At 64.9% G+C, this 17737-nt stretch carries 14 protein-coding genes; 7 read left to right on the forward strand and 7 right to left on the reverse strand.

What is annotated here, in order from left to right:
• The first annotated feature begins 217 nt into the window (after positions 1-217).
• The 7 genes from ACSHT2_RS19130 to ACSHT2_RS19160 all read left to right on the forward strand — a co-directional run bounded on the left by ACSHT2_RS19130 (position 218) and on the right by ACSHT2_RS19160 (position 8680).
• Entirely contained in the window at positions 218-1372 is a 1155-nt protein-coding gene (locus ACSHT2_RS19130) for an iron-containing alcohol dehydrogenase (RefSeq protein WP_440635773.1), read from the forward strand.
• Between the two features lie 18 nt (positions 1373-1390).
• The gene (locus ACSHT2_RS19135) at positions 1391-2941 is read left to right on the forward strand and encodes an AMP-binding protein (protein WP_440635775.1); all 1551 of its coding nucleotides are present in this window, start codon (positions 1391-1393) and stop codon (positions 2939-2941) included.
• A gap of 259 nt (positions 2942-3200) precedes the next feature.
• Positions 3201-4799 carry an ABC transporter substrate-binding protein gene (locus tag ACSHT2_RS19140; protein WP_440635777.1) on the forward strand — a complete coding sequence of 533 codons (1599 nt, stop codon included), beginning with the start codon at positions 3201-3203 and terminating at the stop codon, positions 4797-4799.
• A gap of 40 nt (positions 4800-4839) precedes the next feature.
• Entirely contained in the window at positions 4840-5787 is a 948-nt protein-coding gene (locus ACSHT2_RS19145; RefSeq protein ID WP_440635779.1) for an ABC transporter permease, read from the forward strand.
• Between the two features lie 9 nt (positions 5788-5796).
• Positions 5797-6690, forward strand: coding sequence for an ABC transporter permease (locus tag ACSHT2_RS19150; protein WP_440635781.1), 894 nt, complete (start codon positions 5797-5799; stop codon positions 6688-6690).
• Positions 6690-7697 carry an ABC transporter ATP-binding protein gene (locus ACSHT2_RS19155; protein WP_440635783.1) on the forward strand — a complete coding sequence of 336 codons (1008 nt, stop codon included), beginning with the start codon at positions 6690-6692 and terminating at the stop codon, positions 7695-7697. Before ACSHT2_RS19150 ends, ACSHT2_RS19155 begins: the two co-directional genes overlap by 1 nt.
• On the forward strand, positions 7694-8680 hold the full coding sequence (locus ACSHT2_RS19160) for an ABC transporter ATP-binding protein (protein ID WP_440635785.1): 987 nt from the start codon (positions 7694-7696) through the stop codon (positions 8678-8680). The genes ACSHT2_RS19155 and ACSHT2_RS19160 overlap by 4 nt, the downstream gene beginning before the upstream one ends.
• A gap of 95 nt (positions 8681-8775) precedes the next feature.
• Here the strand turns inward: ACSHT2_RS19160 and ACSHT2_RS19165 are convergent, their stop codons facing one another.
• The 7 genes from ACSHT2_RS19165 to ACSHT2_RS19195 form a co-directional block, all read right to left on the reverse strand.
• Positions 8776-10749, reverse strand: a complete 1974-nt coding sequence (locus tag ACSHT2_RS19165; protein WP_440635787.1) for an acetyl-CoA carboxylase biotin carboxylase subunit — start codon at positions 10747-10749, stop codon at positions 8776-8778.
• Positions 10746-12362, reverse strand: coding sequence for an acyl-CoA carboxylase subunit beta (locus ACSHT2_RS19170; protein ID WP_440635788.1), 1617 nt, complete (start codon positions 12360-12362; stop codon positions 10746-10748). The genes ACSHT2_RS19165 and ACSHT2_RS19170 overlap by 4 nt, the downstream gene beginning before the upstream one ends.
• 90 nt (positions 12363-12452) lie before the next feature.
• Positions 12453-13319 carry a 3-keto-5-aminohexanoate cleavage protein gene (locus ACSHT2_RS19175; RefSeq protein WP_440635789.1) on the reverse strand — a complete coding sequence of 289 codons (867 nt, stop codon included), beginning with the start codon at positions 13317-13319 and terminating at the stop codon, positions 12453-12455.
• Between the two features lie 199 nt (positions 13320-13518).
• Positions 13519-14319 carry an AraC family transcriptional regulator gene (locus ACSHT2_RS19180; RefSeq protein WP_370116535.1) on the reverse strand — a complete coding sequence of 267 codons (801 nt, stop codon included), beginning with the start codon at positions 14317-14319 and terminating at the stop codon, positions 13519-13521.
• A gap of 191 nt (positions 14320-14510) precedes the next feature.
• Complete coding sequence (locus ACSHT2_RS19185) at positions 14511-15167, reverse strand: glutathione S-transferase family protein (protein ID WP_440635790.1); 657 nt, start codon at positions 15165-15167, stop codon at positions 14511-14513.
• Complete coding sequence (locus tag ACSHT2_RS19190) at positions 15167-16330, reverse strand: acyl-CoA dehydrogenase family protein (protein WP_440635792.1); 1164 nt, start codon at positions 16328-16330, stop codon at positions 15167-15169. The genes ACSHT2_RS19185 and ACSHT2_RS19190 overlap by 1 nt, the downstream gene beginning before the upstream one ends.
• Before the next feature lie 112 nt (positions 16331-16442).
• Positions 16443-17579 (reverse strand): acyl-CoA dehydrogenase family protein, encoded by a 1137-nt coding sequence (locus tag ACSHT2_RS19195; protein WP_440635794.1) that lies wholly within the window; start codon positions 17577-17579, stop codon positions 16443-16445.
• Positions 17580-17737 lie beyond the last annotated feature (158 nt).

Raw genomic sequence — 17737 nt, forward strand, 5'->3', positions numbered from 1 at the left:
TTGCGATGATGAACTGTTCAAGACCGCGCTGCGCGCGAGGCTTGGACAAGCACCTTGACCGGATGGCGGGTTGACAGGGCTTTCTTCCGTCCATCTCCCGGTAAGAACCTGCAAGGGAGCAGAGCGGCCACCCCAGCGCCTTCGCGCATGACGGACGGCCACCACTCGGCTAGGCTGCCCCTACAAAAACAAGACGAATTGTCCGGGGAGGACCGGCGTGCATCAGGGACGTGTCGTTTTCGGCGCGATCGAGGAGGTCGTGTTCGGCCATCCTGCAGCCGGCGCCATCGTCGCGCAGATGGACCGGCTGGGAACGCGCCGCGCGTTCCTGATGGTTTCGGGCACGCTCCACCGACAGACCGACGAGATCACGAAGATCAAGGAGGCGCTTGGCCCGCGCTGCGCGGGACTATTCGACGCCATGCCGGCACATACGCCGCGTGAGGCGGTGATTGCGGCGACCCAAAGCGCACGCGAAGCGGGCGCCGACCTCATCGTCACCGTGGGCGGCGGCTCGATCACCGACGGTGCCAAGGCGGTGCAGCTCTGCCTTGCCAACGATATCGACGACATCGAGGGCATCGAGCGCATCCGCGTCCATAAGGGCACCGCGCCCGAGATGACCGCGCCAAGCGTGCGACAGATCAGCGTGCCGACCACGATCGCCGGCGGCGAGTTCAGCGCGATCGCTGGCGTCACCGACCGCAGCACGGATGTGAAGCAGATGCTGCGGCATCCGCTCATTGTGCCGCGCGCGACCATCCTCGATCCCGCCATCACCGTGCACACGCCGGAATGGCTGTTCCTGTCCACCGGCATCCGCGCCGTCGATCATTGCGTCGAAGCGATCTGCTCGCGCGAGACGCATCCCTATGCCGATGCGCAAGCGGTGAAGGGGCTCGCCATGCTCGCCGACGCGTTGCCGCGGGTGAAGGCCGATCCTGCCGATCTCGACGCCCGGATGGACGCGCAGATCGGCACCTGGCTGTCGATGGGCGCACTTTCAGCCGGCGTGCCCATGGGCGCGAGCCACGGCATCGGCTACGTGTTGGGCGCGGCCTTCGACGTGCCGCACGGCTACACCTCCTGCATCATGCTGCCGGCGGTGATGCGCTGGAATGCACGCGACAACGCCGAGCGGCAAATGATCGTTTCCGCCGCCATGGGCTATCCCGGCCGCAACGCCGCCGATGTGCTCGATGCCTTCATCCGTTCGCTCGGCATGCCGCGCAGCCTCACTGACGTGCGTGTGTCGCCGGAGCATTTCGACGCCATCGCCGAACAGGCGATGCGTACGAACTGGATTCCGCGCAACCCACGCAAGATCGATGGCCCCGCAGACGTGCGCGAAATCCTGCTTCTTGCCGCCTGATCGAAACTCGGAGGATCGATGTATACTGGTACGCATGCCCGCCTTCGCCCGCTCCAGCCCGCCTTCATCATGGCGGCGACGGGCGAGGCGGTCACCTATCGCGAGCTCGAGGCACGCAGCAACCGGCTGGCGCATCTGTTCCGCAAGCACGGCTTGAGGCGGCTCGATCACTACTCGATCTTCATGGAGAACAATTCGCGTTATCTGGAAGCCTGCGGCGCGGGTGAACGCGCCGGGCTCTACTACACCTGCATCAACTCCTTCCTGACGCCGGGCGAGCTCGCCTATCTCCTCGTCAACAGCCAGTCGAAGATCCTGATCACGTCCATGGCCAAGCTCGATATCGCGCGCGAGGCGATCAAGGCCTGCCCCGACGTCAAGCTCTGCATCGTCGCCGACGGCCCGGGTGAGAGCGAACGTATCGTCGGGCTTGCGGAAGCGACTGCCGAGCTACCCAAGACGCCGATCGCCGACGAGTGGCTCGGTACCGCCATGCTCTATTCGTCCGGCACGACGGGACGGCCGAAGGGCATCTTGCGGCCCCTGCCGGAAGAGCCACCGAAACACAATCTGCCGCTATTCGATTTTCTGACGAAGCTTTGGCACTACCGGGAAGGCATGGTCTATCTGTCGCCCGCCCCGCTCTATCACTCCGCTCCGCAGGCTGCCGTGAACCTCACGATCCGCATGGGCGGTACCGTGATCATCATGGAAAGTTTCGATCCCGAGCGTTACCTCCAGCTCGTCGAGCAATGGGGCATCACCCACACCCAGCTGGTGCCGACGATGTTCTCGCGCATGCTGAAGCTGCCGGAGGAGATCCGAAAGCGCTACGACCTGTCCTCGCTGGAGATCGCGATCCACGCCGCCGCGCCCTGCCCGGCCCTGGTCAAGGACGACATGATCAAGTGGTGGGGACCGATCATCCACGAATATTACGGCGCGACCGAGGGTCTCGGCTTCACCGCCTGCGACAGCGAGGAATGGCTCGGCCATCGCGGCACCGTCGGCAAGGTGCTGCTCGGCGACCTCCACATCCTGGATGAGAACATGCGGGAATGCCCGACCGGCACCCCCGGTCAGGTCTGGTTCAAGACGGCAACGCCGTTCGAATATTTTAGCGATCCCGAGAAGACCAGGGAGGCGCGCTCGCCCGACGGCAGCATGAGCACGGTCGGCGACGTCGGCTATGTCGACGCCGACCGCTTCCTGTACCTGACCGACCGCGCGACCTTCATGATCATCTCCGGCGGAGTGAATATCTACCCGCAGGAATGCGAGAACCTGCTGATCACCCATCCGAAGGTTGCCGATGCCGCCGTTTTCGGTGTGCCCAATGCCGATCTCGGCGAAGAGGTGAAGGCCGTGGTGCAACCGATGCCGGGCGTGGTGCCGGGGCCGGCTCTCGCAGAAGAGCTGATCGCGTTCTGCGCAAAATCGCTGTCGCGGCAGAAGGTGCCGCGCTCGGTCGATTTCGAGAAGGAGTTGCCGCGGCTGCCGACGGGGAAGTTGTACAAGCGGCTATTACGGGACCGGTATTGGGGGAACAAGGCATCAAGGATCGTGTGAGGGCGTAGCGGCAGGCCCGCTGTCATCCTGGCGGAGCCGGGACGACGGCAGCTTTGTTTGTGCGGCCGCGCACAGCATCTACACAAGACGCAGGAACGGCCTCTTCGCACCTGCACTCTCACAGGATGAGAGATAAACCCGCTGCCTGCCGTCATCCGAATTGTCGAGAGGCTGCGCCGCCTTGCGGGTTGCCTCGCTGCACGCGCCTCGCTATCGTCTGACAAACGGCCAAAAAGGCCGAGGTCCAGGGAGGATGAGCATGCGGAGCGTGTGGGCGCTCGCCGCAATGGCGGCGCTATCTGTGCTGACGGCCTCAACCGCCGCGCTCGCCGGCGAGCCCAAGCAGGGCGGCATCCTGCGGATGTACCACCGCGACAGCCCGGCCAACGCGTCAATTCTCGAGGGTGCGACCTATTCGGTCAACGTGCCGTTCATGGGCGTGTTCAACAACCTCGTCATCTACGATCAGCACATTGCGCAGAACAGTCCTGACACGCTCAGGCCTGAACTGGCGGAGAGCTGGTCCTGGAGCAGCGACAACAAGAAGCTGACGTTCAAACTGCGCCAGGGCGTGAAATGGCACGACGGCAAGCCGTTCACATCGGCCGACGTCAAGTGCACCTTCGACCTGCTGATGGGCAAATCACAGCAGAAGCTGCGGCAGAATCCGCGCAAGGCCTGGTACAGCGAAGTCAACGACGTCACGACGAGCGGCGAATTCGAGGTTTCCTTCGACCTGAAGCGGCCGCAGCCCTCGCTGCTGGCGATGCTGGCCTCCGGTTACACGCCGATCTATCCCTGTCACGTCTCGCCGGCGGACATGCGCACCCATCCGATCGGGACCGGACCGTTCAAGTTCGTCGAGTTCAAGGCCAACGAATCGATCAAGCTCACGCGAAATCCGGATTACTGGAAGAAGGGCCTGCCTTATCTCGACGGCATCGAGTACACGATCATCACGAACCGCTCGACCGCGATTCTCGCTTTCGTTGCCGGCAAGTTCGACATGACCTTTCCGACGCATATCACGATCCCGCTCCTGAAGGACATCAAGTCGCAGGCGCCGAACGCGGTCTGCGCCGTCGAGCCGACCAACGTTTCGACCAACATCATCGTCAATTCGACCTCGCCGCCGTTCGACAATATCGACATCCGCCGGGCGATGGCGCTTGCACTCGACCGCAAGGCGTTCGTCGACATCCTGTTCGAAGGCCAGGCCGACATCGGCGGCACCATGCTGCCGCCGCCTCAAGGCATCTGGGGCATGCCCAAGGACAAGCTGGAGACCATTCCAGGTTACGGCCGGGACATCAACGCCAACCGGGAGCAAGCGAAGAAGCTGATGCAGAAAGCGGGCTATGGCCCGGACAAGCATCTCGCGGTGAAGGTCTCGACACGGAATATCGCGGAGTATCGCGACCCCGCCGTGATCCTCATCGACCAGCTCAAGACCATCTATATCGACGGCGAGCTCGACGTCGTGGAAACCGCGAACTGGTTCCCGAAGGTCGCGCGCAAGGACTACATGCTCGGCCTCAATCTGACCGGCAATGCCGTCGACGATCCCGACCAGTCGTTCTACGAGAACTATTCCTGCGGCTCGGAACGGAACTATACCAACTACTGCAACAAGGAGATCGAGAAGCTGTTCGACGTGCAGTCGCAGGAGACCGACGCCAGCAAGCGCAAGCCATTGGTGTGGGATATCGACAAGAAGCTGCAGGAGGATGTCGCCCGCCCGATCATCTTCCATGCACGGGCCGGCACCTGCTGGCAGCCCTATGTCAAGGGCATCACGATCATGTCGAACAGCTCCTACAACGGCTTCCGCTACGAGGATGTGTGGCTCGACAAGTAGCAGGCCAGGCTGACGACTAGCGGCTCGCGGAGGGCGATGCATGTTTGCCTATCTGGTGCGGCGCCTGTTCCTGATGCTCGTGACCCTGTTCGGGATCTCGATCGTCATCTTCTTCCTGCTGCGCATCGTCCCCGGCAACATCGTCGATATCCTGTTCGCCGCCGCCGGATACGTCGATCCGGCCGACAAGGCCGATCTCGAGAAACAGCTCGGCATCGACCAGCCACTGGTTGCGCAATATCTGCAGTGGATCGGTGGCTTGCTGCGCGGAGATCTCGGCTACTCCTATGTCTCGGAGAAGCCTGCGCTCCAGGAGATCCTGCCGCGGATCCCGATCACGGCGCGGCTCGCCGGCCTCGCGCTGCTGTTCTCGGCATCGATCGGCATTCCGCTCGGCGTCATCAGCGCGGTGAAGCAGGGGACGAAGCTCGACTACGCGCTCCGCGTCGTCAGCCTCAGCGGATTGTCCCTGCCCTCGTTCTGGCTCGGCCTTCTGATCCTCACTGCGTCGGTGGCGATGTTCGGCCAGATGCCGATCTTCAATCCGAATCCGCAAACCTGGCTCGAGGCGTTCGCGACCTACGCCGTGCCGGCCGCCGCCGTCGGCTTCCGCAGCGCCGCGCTGACCATGCGCATCACCCGCTCCTCGATGCTGGAGGTGCTGCGGCAGGACTATATCCGCACAGCCCGCGCCAAGGGCGCCTCCGATGCCGCGGTGAACTATCGTCACGCGCTGAAGAACGCGATCCTGCCCGTGATCACCGTGATCGGCATCGAGGCGGCATTCCTGATCGGCGGCCTGATCGTCACCGAGACCGTGTTCAACATTCCCGGCGTCGCGCGCTTCCTGGTCGAGGCTATCCGCTGGCGCGACTATCCGATCGTGCAGAACCTCGTGATGTTCATCGCGGTCGTGGTGGTGTTCGCGAATTTCACCGTCGACATGCTCTACGCGGTATTCGACCCGCGCATCAGATACACGGACTAGGAGATCAGCTTGGCCGCGATCGACTTCGACGTTGAACTGAGGCGGGCCGGCGCATATGCGACCGGTGGCTGGCGGCGCGTGCTTTTCATGGCGCAACGGCATGTGCTGGGCGCGGCCGGCCTCGTCATCCTGACGGTGTTCGTGCTGACCGCGATCTTTGCCGACTTCATCGCGCGCTATGATCCGCTGACGGTCGATTCCGCCCGCGCGCTGGCCCGTCCGAGCCTGGCGCACTGGATGGGGACCGATTCCTTCGGCCGCGACGTATTCAGCCGCATCATCCACGGCGCGCGGATCTCGCTCGCGGTTGGACTCGGTTCGACCGCACTCGGCGGCTCAATCGGCGTAATCGTCGGCCTCACCTCCGGCTATCTCTCGGGCTGGGTCGATCTCGTATTCCAGCGCGTCTCCGACGTTCTCCAGGCGCTGCCGCTACTGGTGCTGGCCCTGGTGATGACGGCGGCGCTCGGCCCTTCGCTGCCCAATGTGATCATCGCCATCGCCATTCCGCTGATCCCGACGGTCGCGCGCGTCATCCGCGCCAATACGCTGGCGCTTCGCGAGCAGCCGTTCGTGGAAGCCGCCAAGTCGATCGGCATGAGCGAGATGCGGATCGCGCTGCGCCACGTGCTGCCGAACACGCTGGCGCCGCTGATCGTGCTGGCGACCGCGCAGCTCGGCTCGACCATCCTCACCGAAGCCTCGCTGTCCTTCCTCGGCCTCGGCATCCCCGAGCCTTATCCGTCATGGGGCCGCATGCTGTCGGAATCCGCCGCCGAATATGTCCGCACCGCGCCGTGGCTCGTGATTTTTCCGGGCATCGCGATCAGCCTCGCCGTATTCGGCGCCAACCTGTTCGGTGACGCCCTGCGCGACATCCTGGATCCGAGGCAACGCGGCTGATGGCGGACAAATCCGATCTCGTGCTCGACGTGAGGAACCTGAGGACGGTGTTCTTCACCAACTCCGGCCTCTTCAAGGCCGTCGACGATCTCTCGTTCAGCGTGAAGCGCGGCGAGACGCTGGCGATCGTCGGCGAATCCGGCTGCGGCAAGAGCGTCACCGCGCTGTCCTTGATGCGGCTCGTACCCGATCCGCCCGGTCGCATCGTCGGCGGCTCCGTCTCGCTCGAAGGCACCGACCTGCTGTCGCTGGATGAAGCACAGATGCGCGCGGTCAGGGGCAACCGCATCTCCATGATCTTCCAAGAGCCGATGACCTCGCTCAATCCGGTGATGCGGATCGGCGACCAGATCGTCGAGGCGGTGCGGCTGCATCGGAACATCACGTCGAAGGAAGCGCAAAGTATCGCGGTCGAGATGCTGAGGCTGGTGCGCATTCCCGAGCCGGCGCGGCGCGCGCGGGAATATCCGCACCAGCTCTCCGGCGGCATGCGCCAGCGCGCGATGATCGCGATGGCCCTGGCCTGCCGGCCGGTGCTGCTGATCGCAGACGAGCCGACCACTGCGCTCGACGTCACCATCCAGGCGCAGATCCTGGCGCTGATCCTCGATCTCCAGAAAGAGCTCGGCACCGGACTCGTGCTGATCACGCACGATCTCGGCGTCGTCGCGCAGACCGCGCAGCGCGTGATCGTGATGTATGCGGGGCGAAAGGTCGAGGAGGCCGGCGTCGAAGCGCTGTTCGCCTCGCCAAGGCATCCCTATACACGCGGGTTGATGGCCTCGATCCCGGCCGTCCCGGCATCCGGTGTCCCTGCGCAGGCGCGGCTGAACGAAATCCCCGGCACAGTGCCCTCGCTGGTGGGGCTGCCGAAGGGCTGCGCTTTCGCGCCGCGCTGCAAGCTCGCCATCAAACGCTGCGAGGCCGAGTATCCGCCGCTCGCTGACTGGGGCGGCGGCCATCTCGCTGCCTGCTGGCGCGCGGAAGAAGTCGCGGAGGTGGCATGACCGAGGCGCTGCTCGAAGTCACCGACCTCAAGAAGCACTACCCGGTGCGCGCCGGCGTGTTGCGCCGGCAAGTCGGCACCGTGCATGCAGTCGACGGCGTCTCATTCGCGCTCGGAACCGGCGAGACGCTCGGCCTCGTCGGCGAATCCGGCTGCGGCAAGTCCACGGTGGCGCGGAGCGTGCTGCGGCTGGTCGAGCCGACCTCGGGACAAATTCGTCTCGACGGCGAGGACATCACGCATCTGTCCAAGACGGCGCTGCGCCCGCATCGCCGTTCGATGCAGATCGTGTTCCAGGACCCGTTTGCCTCGCTCAATCCGCGCATGACCGCGGGCGACATCGTCGGCGAGCCGCTCGCCGTGCATGGGCTTGCAACCGGCAAGGAACTGGAGACACGGGTCGCAAGACTGTTCGAGCAGGTCGGACTGCGGCCGGACCAGATGCGCAACTTCCCGCACCAGTTCTCCGGCGGCCAGCGCCAGCGCATCTGCATTGCACGGGCCCTGGCGCTGGGGCCGCGCCTGATCGTGTGCGACGAGCCGGTGTCCGCGCTCGACGTCTCGATCCAGGCGCAGGTGATCAATCTGCTGATCGACCTGCAACGCCGGCACGGCTTCTCCTACCTCTTCATCGCCCACGATCTCGCCGTGGTCGCCCATATCAGCCACCGCGTCGCGGTGATGTATCTCGGGCGGATCGTCGAGATCGCCGACAAGGACGAGCTGTTCCGCAATCCGCGACATCCCTATACGCAGGCGCTGCTCGCCTCCGTGCCGGTTGCAAATCCGCTCGCGAAGAGGCTGGCGCCGCTGGTCGACGGCGACGTGCCGAGCCCGGTCAACCCGCCTTCGGGCTGTGCGTTTCACACGCGCTGCCGGTTTGCGATGGAACGCTGCAGGACGGAGCGGCCGGCGCTGGTGGACGCTGGCGACGTGCACCAGGTGGCGTGCTTGCTCAATGAGGGGACGGGGCGACCGGCATAGGTCTCGTGTCCCCGCAAAGGCGGGGACGCAGGATAGCATCGTCAGACTCGGAGCCATGTGCCCCGGCTCGCGCTTCGCGCGTCCGGGACACGAGACTACACCTCGATCTCCGCCACGATCCTGCCGGTGGTCACCTGCTCGCCTTCGGCAACGTCGATCGCCGCGATGACGCCGTCGAGGCCGGCCTTGTGGACGTGCTCCATCTTCATCGCTTCCAGCGTCAGCACCGGCTGGCCAGCGGTGACGCGATCGCCGGGCTTGACCAGGACGGCGACGACGCGGCCATTCATGGCGGCGCGGACCTTGCCGTCGCCGCCGTTGCTTGCTGCAGCCTTCGGCGCGGCCAGCGTGAGATCGATCACCGCAAGCGGGATGCCGCGATGCTGGAGGTAGAGCCGGTCGCCATCGCGCAGGAATTTGGCGCTGTCCATCACACCGTCATGGCGAAAACGAATCGCATCGGCATCGATCTGCTCGATCTCGAACCTGTCCCGACGGCCGTCGGTGGCGACGGTGTAGCTGCCATCGCGCTCGCGCGTGACTTCGAGCTCGTGGACGTGGCCGGCGATCTCGAGTTTCGCTGGAAGCGGGAACGTCGCGGACAGACTCCGGCCACTTTGCCAGACAGTCGCGCGCGGGTTGGTGACGTAGAGCAGCAACCCCGCCAATACCGTATCGAATGTGGCGCCCCTGCGCGGCGCCAGCAGCTCGTCGCGATGTGCGCCGATGAACGCCGTCGTCGCCTCGCCCTTGGCAAACCCGGGATGGCGCAGGCAGGACATCAGGAACGCCTGGTTCGTGGTCACGCCAAACGCCGTGAGCTGCTCCAGGCCGACGATCAGCCGTCCCCTCGCCTCCTCGCGACTCGCACCATGGCTGATGATCTTGGCGATCATGGAATCGTAGAACGGTGGGATTTCCGAGCCCGACTGCAGCGCGTGCTCGACGCGGATGCCGTCGGGCACCTGCCAGCGCGCCATGCGGCCGGACTGCGGCATGAAATCCTGCGCGGCGTCCTCCGAGCAGAGCCGCACCTCGATGGCATGGCCCTCGAAGCGGATGTCCTGCTGCCTCACCGGCAACGGTTCGCCACGCGCGACGCGCAGCTGCAACTCGACGAGATCGAGCCCGGTAACCGCCTCGGTCACGGGATGCTCCACCTGGAGACGCGTGTTCATCTCCATGAAGTAGAACTCGCCACGTTCGTCGAGCAGGAATTCCAGCGTGCCGGCGCCCTCATAGCGCAGCGCCTTCACCGCGGCGACTGCGACCTCGCCCATCCTTGCCCGCAGCTCCGGCGTCACCGCGGGCGACGGCGCTTCCTCGATCAGCTTCTGGTGCCGCCGCTGCACCGAGCAGTCGCGCTCGCCGAGATGAATGGCATTGCCGTGGCTGTCGCCGAACACCTGGATCTCGATATGGCGGGGATTCTGGATCGCGCGCTCGAGGATGACGGTCGGGTCGCCAAACGCGGCCTTCGCCTCGGAACGCGCACTGCGCAGCGCATCGGGAAACGAGGCTGCATCTGCCACGAGCCGCATGCCGCGCCCGCCGCCACCGGCGACCGCCTTGATCATCACGGGAAAGCCGATCTTTCTGGCTTCCGCGAGCATCACCTCGTCGCCCTGGTCTGCGCCCTGATAGCCGGGCACGATAGGGACGCCGGCCTTCTTCATGATCTCCTTGGCGCCGGCCTTGTTGCCCATCGCCTCGATCGCCTGCGGCGATGGGCCGATGAAGACGAGATCGGCCTCCTTGCAGGCGCGCGCGAACTCCTCGTTCTCGGCAAGGAAGCCGTAGCCGGGATGCACGGCATCCGCATCACTCGCCCTGGCGGCGGCAATGATCGCGGGGATGCTGAGATAGGATTGCGCCGGAAGCGCTTCGCCGATGCGCACGGCCTGATCGGCGTGCTTCACGTGGAGCGCGTCGCGATCGGCATCCGAATAGACCGCGACCACGCTTAAGCCCAAGCGCCGCGCGCTACGCATCACGCGCAAGGCGATCTCGCCGCGATTGGCCACCAGGATCTTGAAGAACGGCCGGTGCTGCACTGATCCGTTCCTCATGGGCGGGCCACCGAAAACTGCATGCGCTGGGGGTTCCGTGCGTCGCCCTCGCGGCAGATCGCGAGCACTTCCGAGAGAACCGCGCGGGTATCGCGCGGGTCGATCACGCCGTCGTCGAGCACGCGTGCGCTGGTGGAGAACACATCCATCTGGCCGTCGAACACACCGACGATCTGCGCCTTCATGGCGTCCAGCTTGTCCTTCTCGATCGGCTTGCCGCGGCGCGCCGCGGCGGCTTCGGTCACGATCGCCATGGTTTCGGCCGCCTGCTCGCCGCCCATCACGGCCGTCTTGGCATTCGGCCAGGAGAAGCAGAAGCGCGGATGGAAGCCGCGCCCGCACATGCCGTAATTGCCGGCCCCGAAGGACGCTCCGCAATAGATGGTGATCTGCGGCACCGTCGCCGAGGTGACCGCCTGGATCATCTTGGAGCCGTGCTTGATCATGCCGGCCTCTTCGTAGGCCTTGCCGACCATATAGCCGGTCGTGTTGTTCAGATAGAGCAGCGGTGTGCGGGTCTGGCAGCAGGCCTGGATGAAATGCGTCGCCTTGTTGGCGCCGGCGGGATCGAGCGGGCCATTGTTGGTGATGATGCCGATGGCCTGCCCTTCGATGCGAGCATGGCCGCACACCGTGGCGGGCCCGTAATTCGGCGCCATCTCGGTGAAGTCGGAATCGTCGATGATGCGCGCGATCACCTGCTTCATGTCGACCGGACGCTTGTGGTCCATCGGCATGATGCCGAGCAGCTCGTCCTGATCGTAGCGCGGCGGCTTGAATTCTGGCGTCGCCCTGCCCGGCCGCTCCCATTCCAGCGCCGCCATGATCTCGCGGGCGATGCGCAGCGCGTCGCGATCGTCCTCGGCCAGGTAATCGCCGAGGCCGGAGACCTGCGTGTGCATCTCGGCGCCGCCGAGCTCTTCCTCGGTCGCGATCTCGCCGGTCGCGGCCTTCAGCAGCGGCGGTCCGGCGAGGAACGCACGGGTGCGGCCGCGGACCATGACGATGTAGTCGGAGAGACCGGTCTGATAGGCGCCGCCGGCGGTGGACGAGCCGTGCGTGACGGTGACGACCGGCAGGCCGGCCGCGGAAAGGCGCGCCAGGTTGCGAAAGATGTTGCCGCCGCGGACAAAATCCTCGACGCGGTAGCGCAGCAAGTTTGCGCCGGCGCTTTCGACGAGCTGCACGTAAGGCAGCTTGTTCTCCAGCGCGAGCTCCTGCACCCGCAGCGTCTTGTCGAGACCGTAAGGTTGCAGCGCACCGGCGTCGATGCCGGAATCACTGGCGCTGACCATGCAGCGAATGCCCGAGACGAAGCCGATGCCGGCGATGACGCCGCCGCCGGGCACGCTCTTGTTCGCATCCGGCACGTCGAACATGTAGCCCGCGAGGGTGGACAGCTCGATGAAGGGCGCACCGGGATCGAGCACAAGGGCGACGCGTTCGCGCGGCAGCAATTGTCCGCGCTTGTGGAAGCGATCCTTGGCCGCGGCCGACGCCGCCCGTGTGCGCTCTTCCAGAGCGCGCATGCGGTCGATCAGCGCGAGCATGCCGTCACGGCTGGCCTGGTACGCGGCGCCGCCGGGGGAAATGGTGTTTTCGAGAATGGACACAGTTTACTCCGTCATTCCGGGGCGAGGCGCGGCATCGAACCCGGAATCTCGAGGTTCCGGGTTCGCGCTTCGCGCGCCCCGGAACGACGTTCAGCGATTCGTCCCAAAGATCTTCCGCGCCTCGGCCGGGCTCGCGATCTCGCGGCCGGCACGCCGCGCGCAGGCGGCGACGGCTTCGATGAGCTGGCCGTTCGAGGTCACCTTCTTGCCGTCGGCGAGATAGAAGGTGTCCTCGAGGCCGGTGCGCAAGTGGCCGCCGAGCTCGGCGCAGCGTTGGTGCAGCGGCCAGATCTCCTCGCGGCCGATCGCGGTGACCTGCCAGTTCGCCTCGGGGCGCTTCAGCTTGATCAGGATCGGCAGCAGCTCGGGATCAGCAGGCATGCCGGAGGCAACACCCATCACGAAATTGTACTCGAGCGGGCCGTTGTACATGCCGACCTGGCGGTACATGCCGACGCAGCGGACGATGCCGACATCGAAGCACTCGAACTCGGGGATGGTGCCGACCGCGTTCATGACGTCGAGATAGTCCTTCACCTTCTCGACCGCATTGTCGAACATCATCGGCGGCCAGGCCCAGGTGTTGTCGGCCTTCACTTTCAGGTAGTTCAGCGAACCGGCATTGCAGGCGGCGATCTCCGGCTTGGTCTCGCGGATGCAATCGAGCGCGCCTGAGTAGTTCGGCCCTGACACGCCCGAGGTGTGGTTGATGATCACGCCCGGGCACGCCTCGCGGATCGCCTGCTGGATCTCCTTGCTGACAGCGACCTCCCAGGACGGCAGATGCCCCTTGTTCGGCGCCTGCTGGCGCAGATGGATGTGCATGATGGACGCGCCGGCATCGAACGCAGCCTTGGCCTCGCGCGCCATCTGCTCGGGCGTCACAGGCACGTTGTGCTGCTTCGGGTCGGTGAGCACGCCGTTCAGCGCGCAGGTGATGACGGCCTTGTCGCTCATGCCACTAATGTCTCGCACGTTGAGAATTCAACGCTTGCGATCATGTGACGCGCGACATGCGGCTTCTTGCGCGGAGAAGCTGGAAAGCAACGGCAAATCGTAGGGTAGGCAAAGGCGCGCTTGCGCCGTGCCCACCACGTTTCAAGGTTCGGTGACGACGGTGGGCACGCTACGCTTTGCCCACCCTGCGAGACCGAAGTCAGCTCGCTTCGGCGAGCCGCACCGTCTCGGTGCTGCGGTAGATCGCAAGGTCGCGCGAGCCGACGAAGATCGCACGCGGTTTCAATCCGTAGAAGCGGCGGATCGAGTGACTGAAATGCGTCGAGTCGGGATAGCCGATGTCCTGCGCGAGATGAGCGAGGTTGAGGTCCTGGTTGGCGAAGTGCAGAAGATGCCGCGCGCGCTTCCAGGCACGGAAGGAGCGGAAGGAGATGCCGGTCTCCTCCTTGAACAGATGCAGGAAGCGCGATGCCGAGAGGCCCGCTTCTGCCGCACACGTATCCGCCGTTACCGGCTCGCCGGAGAAACGCCCGATGCGGGCGACCGCGCGCATCACGCGCGGGTCGAGCACGCGACGTGGCAGCGCCTCGCCAAAGCACATCTCGTCGAACTCGGCGGTGGTGATGTCGCCGTAGCGGCGCTGGCGCAGCAGCGTGTAGGCGGCCAGGATCTTGCGCGCATAGGCGGCCTTGTCGGGCCCCCGGAGCCGCTCGGCCAAAGCCTCGATCACGCCATCCGGCATGCTCTCCGGCTCCAGCGTCACGCTGATGACGGTGCGATAGTCGCTGGCGATGGTGTGCCGCTGGTTCGGCAGGGTCACGACCAACTCGTCCGAGGTCTGGACGTCGTCGATCGTCAGATGCAGGCTGCCCTTCACCGCGACATAGACATGGCAGCTACCGGGGGTGCGCTTGCGGGGACGGCCGAGCAGGCCGGCATAGAATACCCGCTCGGGCGTGATCAGCATCAGATGGTCGGATTCGCGACCTTTATCTTCCATTGGGGTCCTCCTCGCGCGGCTCTCTGGCCGCTGCGGACGGAGGTCACCTTAGCGGAAATTTGGCCGCTGTCACGATAGGATAGCGCTGTCATGGAAACAGGCGCCATCGTTCCGGGGCAGTCGGCAGGACCGAGCCGGGAACCTCGAGATTCCGGGCTCGATGCTGCGCATCGCCTCGGAATGACGGAAACTTACGCCCTCACCCTCGCTGCAACATTCTGCTCGGCGCCAGCCTTCTGTTCCGCAGCAACTGCGCGCTTGAAACCGTCGCGCTGCTGCAGGCGAGCCCAATAGGCTGCGACATTTGGACCGAAATCCTTGGCGAGCCCGATGTTGCTCGCCAGGCGAAGCGCGTATCCGATGACAATGTCAGCGGCGGTGAAGCGGCCCGCGCACAATGTTTCGGCATTCGCCGTGGCTGCCTCGACGGCGCGCAGTCTCCCCAAGAACCACTTTGCGTAGTCGGTGGCGACTTGCGGGTTGCGGCGCTCCTCCGGCTCGAGCTGGGTGTATCGGAGCACCAGCGTCTGCGGGAAGGTTAACGTGGCGTCGCTGAAATACATCCAGTTCAGGAAGGCGCCATAGGCGGGATCCTCCGGTCCGACCATCAACGGCGTCGGCCCGTATTTGACGCCGAGATAGTGGCAGATGCCAGAGGATTCGGTCATCTTCGTTTCGCCGTCGACCATGAAGGGAATCGTGCCGAGCGGATTGAGTGCAAGATATTCCTTGGCGAAGACGCGCGGCGGGAACGGCAGCATCTTCAGCTCATAGGCCAGCCCCATCTCCTCCAGCATCCAGAGCGGGCGAAACGAGCGCGCGGCGTCGCAGTGATAGAGCGTGATCATCAAGCACCTCCTTTGCTGCCGGGCAACGTGCCCATCATCTTGCACAGGACCATCAGCATGACCTCGTCGGCGCCGCCGCCGATCGAGGTCAGGCGGCTGTCGCGATAGGCGCGGCTGACCGGCGTCTCGTTGGTAAAGCCCATTCCGCCCCAATATTGCAAGCAGGCGTCGGTGAGCTCGCGGCCGAGGCGGCCGGCCTTCAGCTTGGCCATGGTCGCAAGCCTCGTCACGTCTTCGCCCGCCACCAGCTGCTCGGCGGCACGATAGATCAGCGCGCGCAGCAGCTCGACCTCCGTTTGCATCTCTGCGAGCTTGAAGTGCACGACCTGGTTGTCGAGGATGCTCTGGCCAAAGGCCTTGCGATTGCGAGTGTACGCGATGGTCTCGTTGATGATGTATTCGTGCGACTTGAGGCAGGCGGCCGCACCCCACAGCCGCTCCTCCTGGAACTGGATCATTTGATAGGTGAAGCCCTTGCCCTCCTCACCGATGCGGTTGCGCTTGGGCACGCGGACATTGTCGAAGAAGATCTGCGCTGTGTCGGAGGAACGCATGCCCATCTTGTCGAGCTTTCGCGCGACCGTGACGCCCTTGCTCTTCATGGGCACGCAGATCAGCGACTTGTTGCGATGAACGGGCCCATCGCCGGTGTTGGCGAGCAGGCAGATCCAGTCGGCCTGCGTGCCATTGGTGATCCACATCTTGCCGCCGTTGATGACGTAATCGTCGCCGTCGGAGCGCGCCTGGGTCTTGATCGAGGCGACATCGGAGCCCGCGCCGGGCTCGGAGACGCCGATGCAGGCGACATAATCCCCGGCAATCGAGGGTGCCAGAAATTCGCGACGAACCTCATCTGAGCCGAATCGTGCCAGCGCGGGCGTCGCCATGTCGGTCTGCACCCCGATCGCCATCGGCACGCCGCCGCAGGTGATGGCCCCTAACTCCTCCGCCATCATCAGCGCGTAGGAGTAGTCGAGGCCGGAACCGCCGAACTCGACCGGTTTGTTCAGACCGAGGAAGCCGAGATTGCCCATCTTCTTGAACAGCTCGTGCGCCGGGAAGATGTCAGCCTTCTCCCACTCATCGACATGGGGATTGATCTCGCCCGCGATGAACTTTTGCAGCGAGCGGCGGATGTCGTCGTGGTCAGCGGTGAATAGCATTTTGCTCCTGTCATTCCGGGGCGGCGCGAAGCGCCGAACCCGGAATCTCGATATTGTTGGACTCATCTCTGGGTCCCGGGTTCGCGCTGCGCGCGCCCCGGGACGACGGTTATCACAACCCCATCTGCCTGGATGCCAGGTCCTTCATGATCTCCTCGGTGCCGCCGCCGATGGCGTTGACCTTGACCTCGCGGTAGATGCGCTCGGCCTTGATGCCGCGCATGAAGCCGGCGCCACCGAAGATCTGCACGGCTTCCGAGGCGCAGAAGGCCATGGTCTGCGTCGCCTGGTTCTTCATCATGCAGATTTCCGCGACCGGGCTTTCGCCCTGCTCGAGCCGCCAGGCCAGCATCTCCAGCATCGCCTGGGACGCCGCGACCTTCTGCGCCATGTCGACGATCTTGTGGCGGATGACCTGGTGCTGGGCGAGCGGCTTGCCGAAGGTCTTGCGCTCTTTCGCGTAAGAAATCGCCTCGTCGAGGCAGACCCGCGCGAAGGCGGTGCAGCTTGCCGCCATGCCCATGCGCTCGCTGTTGAAGTTCTGCATGATGATCTTGAACCCCTGGCCCTCCTCGCCGATCAGGTTTCCTGCCGGGACGCGGCATTGGTCGAAATGCAGCGTCGCGGTGTCCGAGGCCCACCAGCCCATCTTCTTCAGCTTCGTCCGCGACAGGCCGGGCGTGTCGCCTTCGATCAGGAGCAGGCTGACGCCGCCGGCACCCTCGCCACCGGTGCGCACGGCCACGGTCAGATAATCGGCGCGCATGCCTGAGGTGATGAAGGTCTTCTCCCCGCTCACGACGTAGTGATCGCCGTCCCGCCGCGCGCGGGTGCGCAGATTCGCCACGTCGGAACCGCCGCCCGGCTCGGTGATCGCCAGCGCTGAGATTTTCTCGCCTGACAACACCTGCGGCAGCACACGTGCCTTCACCTCGGGCCAGGCCGCGCGTGCGATCGGCGGCGAGCCGATGGTGTGGCTCATCAGACTGGCACTGACGCCGCCGGCGCCTGCGCGCGCCAGCTCCTGGCTGGCGACGATCTTCATGAACTGGTCGGCGGCAATCCCGCCATATTCCTCGGGAAATCCGAGCCCCAGGAGGCCGATCTCGGCGGCCTTGCGATAGAGCACGCGCGGGAATTCACCGGCCTCGTCCCACTCATGGGCGAACGGGGTGATCTCCTTCTCGACGAAACGGCGCATGACGTCGCGGAAGGCGTCGTGCTCGGCGGTATAGAACGGGCTCTTCATCGTAGTCTCGCCTGTTGGCGGATTCGCTCGTCCACCATGGCTGGAACATTTGCCTTTCACTTGCGCAGAGTGGCTGACCGGAGGAGCCGCTCCACCGCAGCCTATGGCCTAGCAACTCCACGCAAGACGATTTTCGTCCCGCACAGGCTAACTCTGGT

It is taken from the genome of Bradyrhizobium sp. PUT101 (assembly GCF_052043945.1).
GTDB lineage: Bacteria > Pseudomonadota > Alphaproteobacteria > Rhizobiales > Xanthobacteraceae > Bradyrhizobium.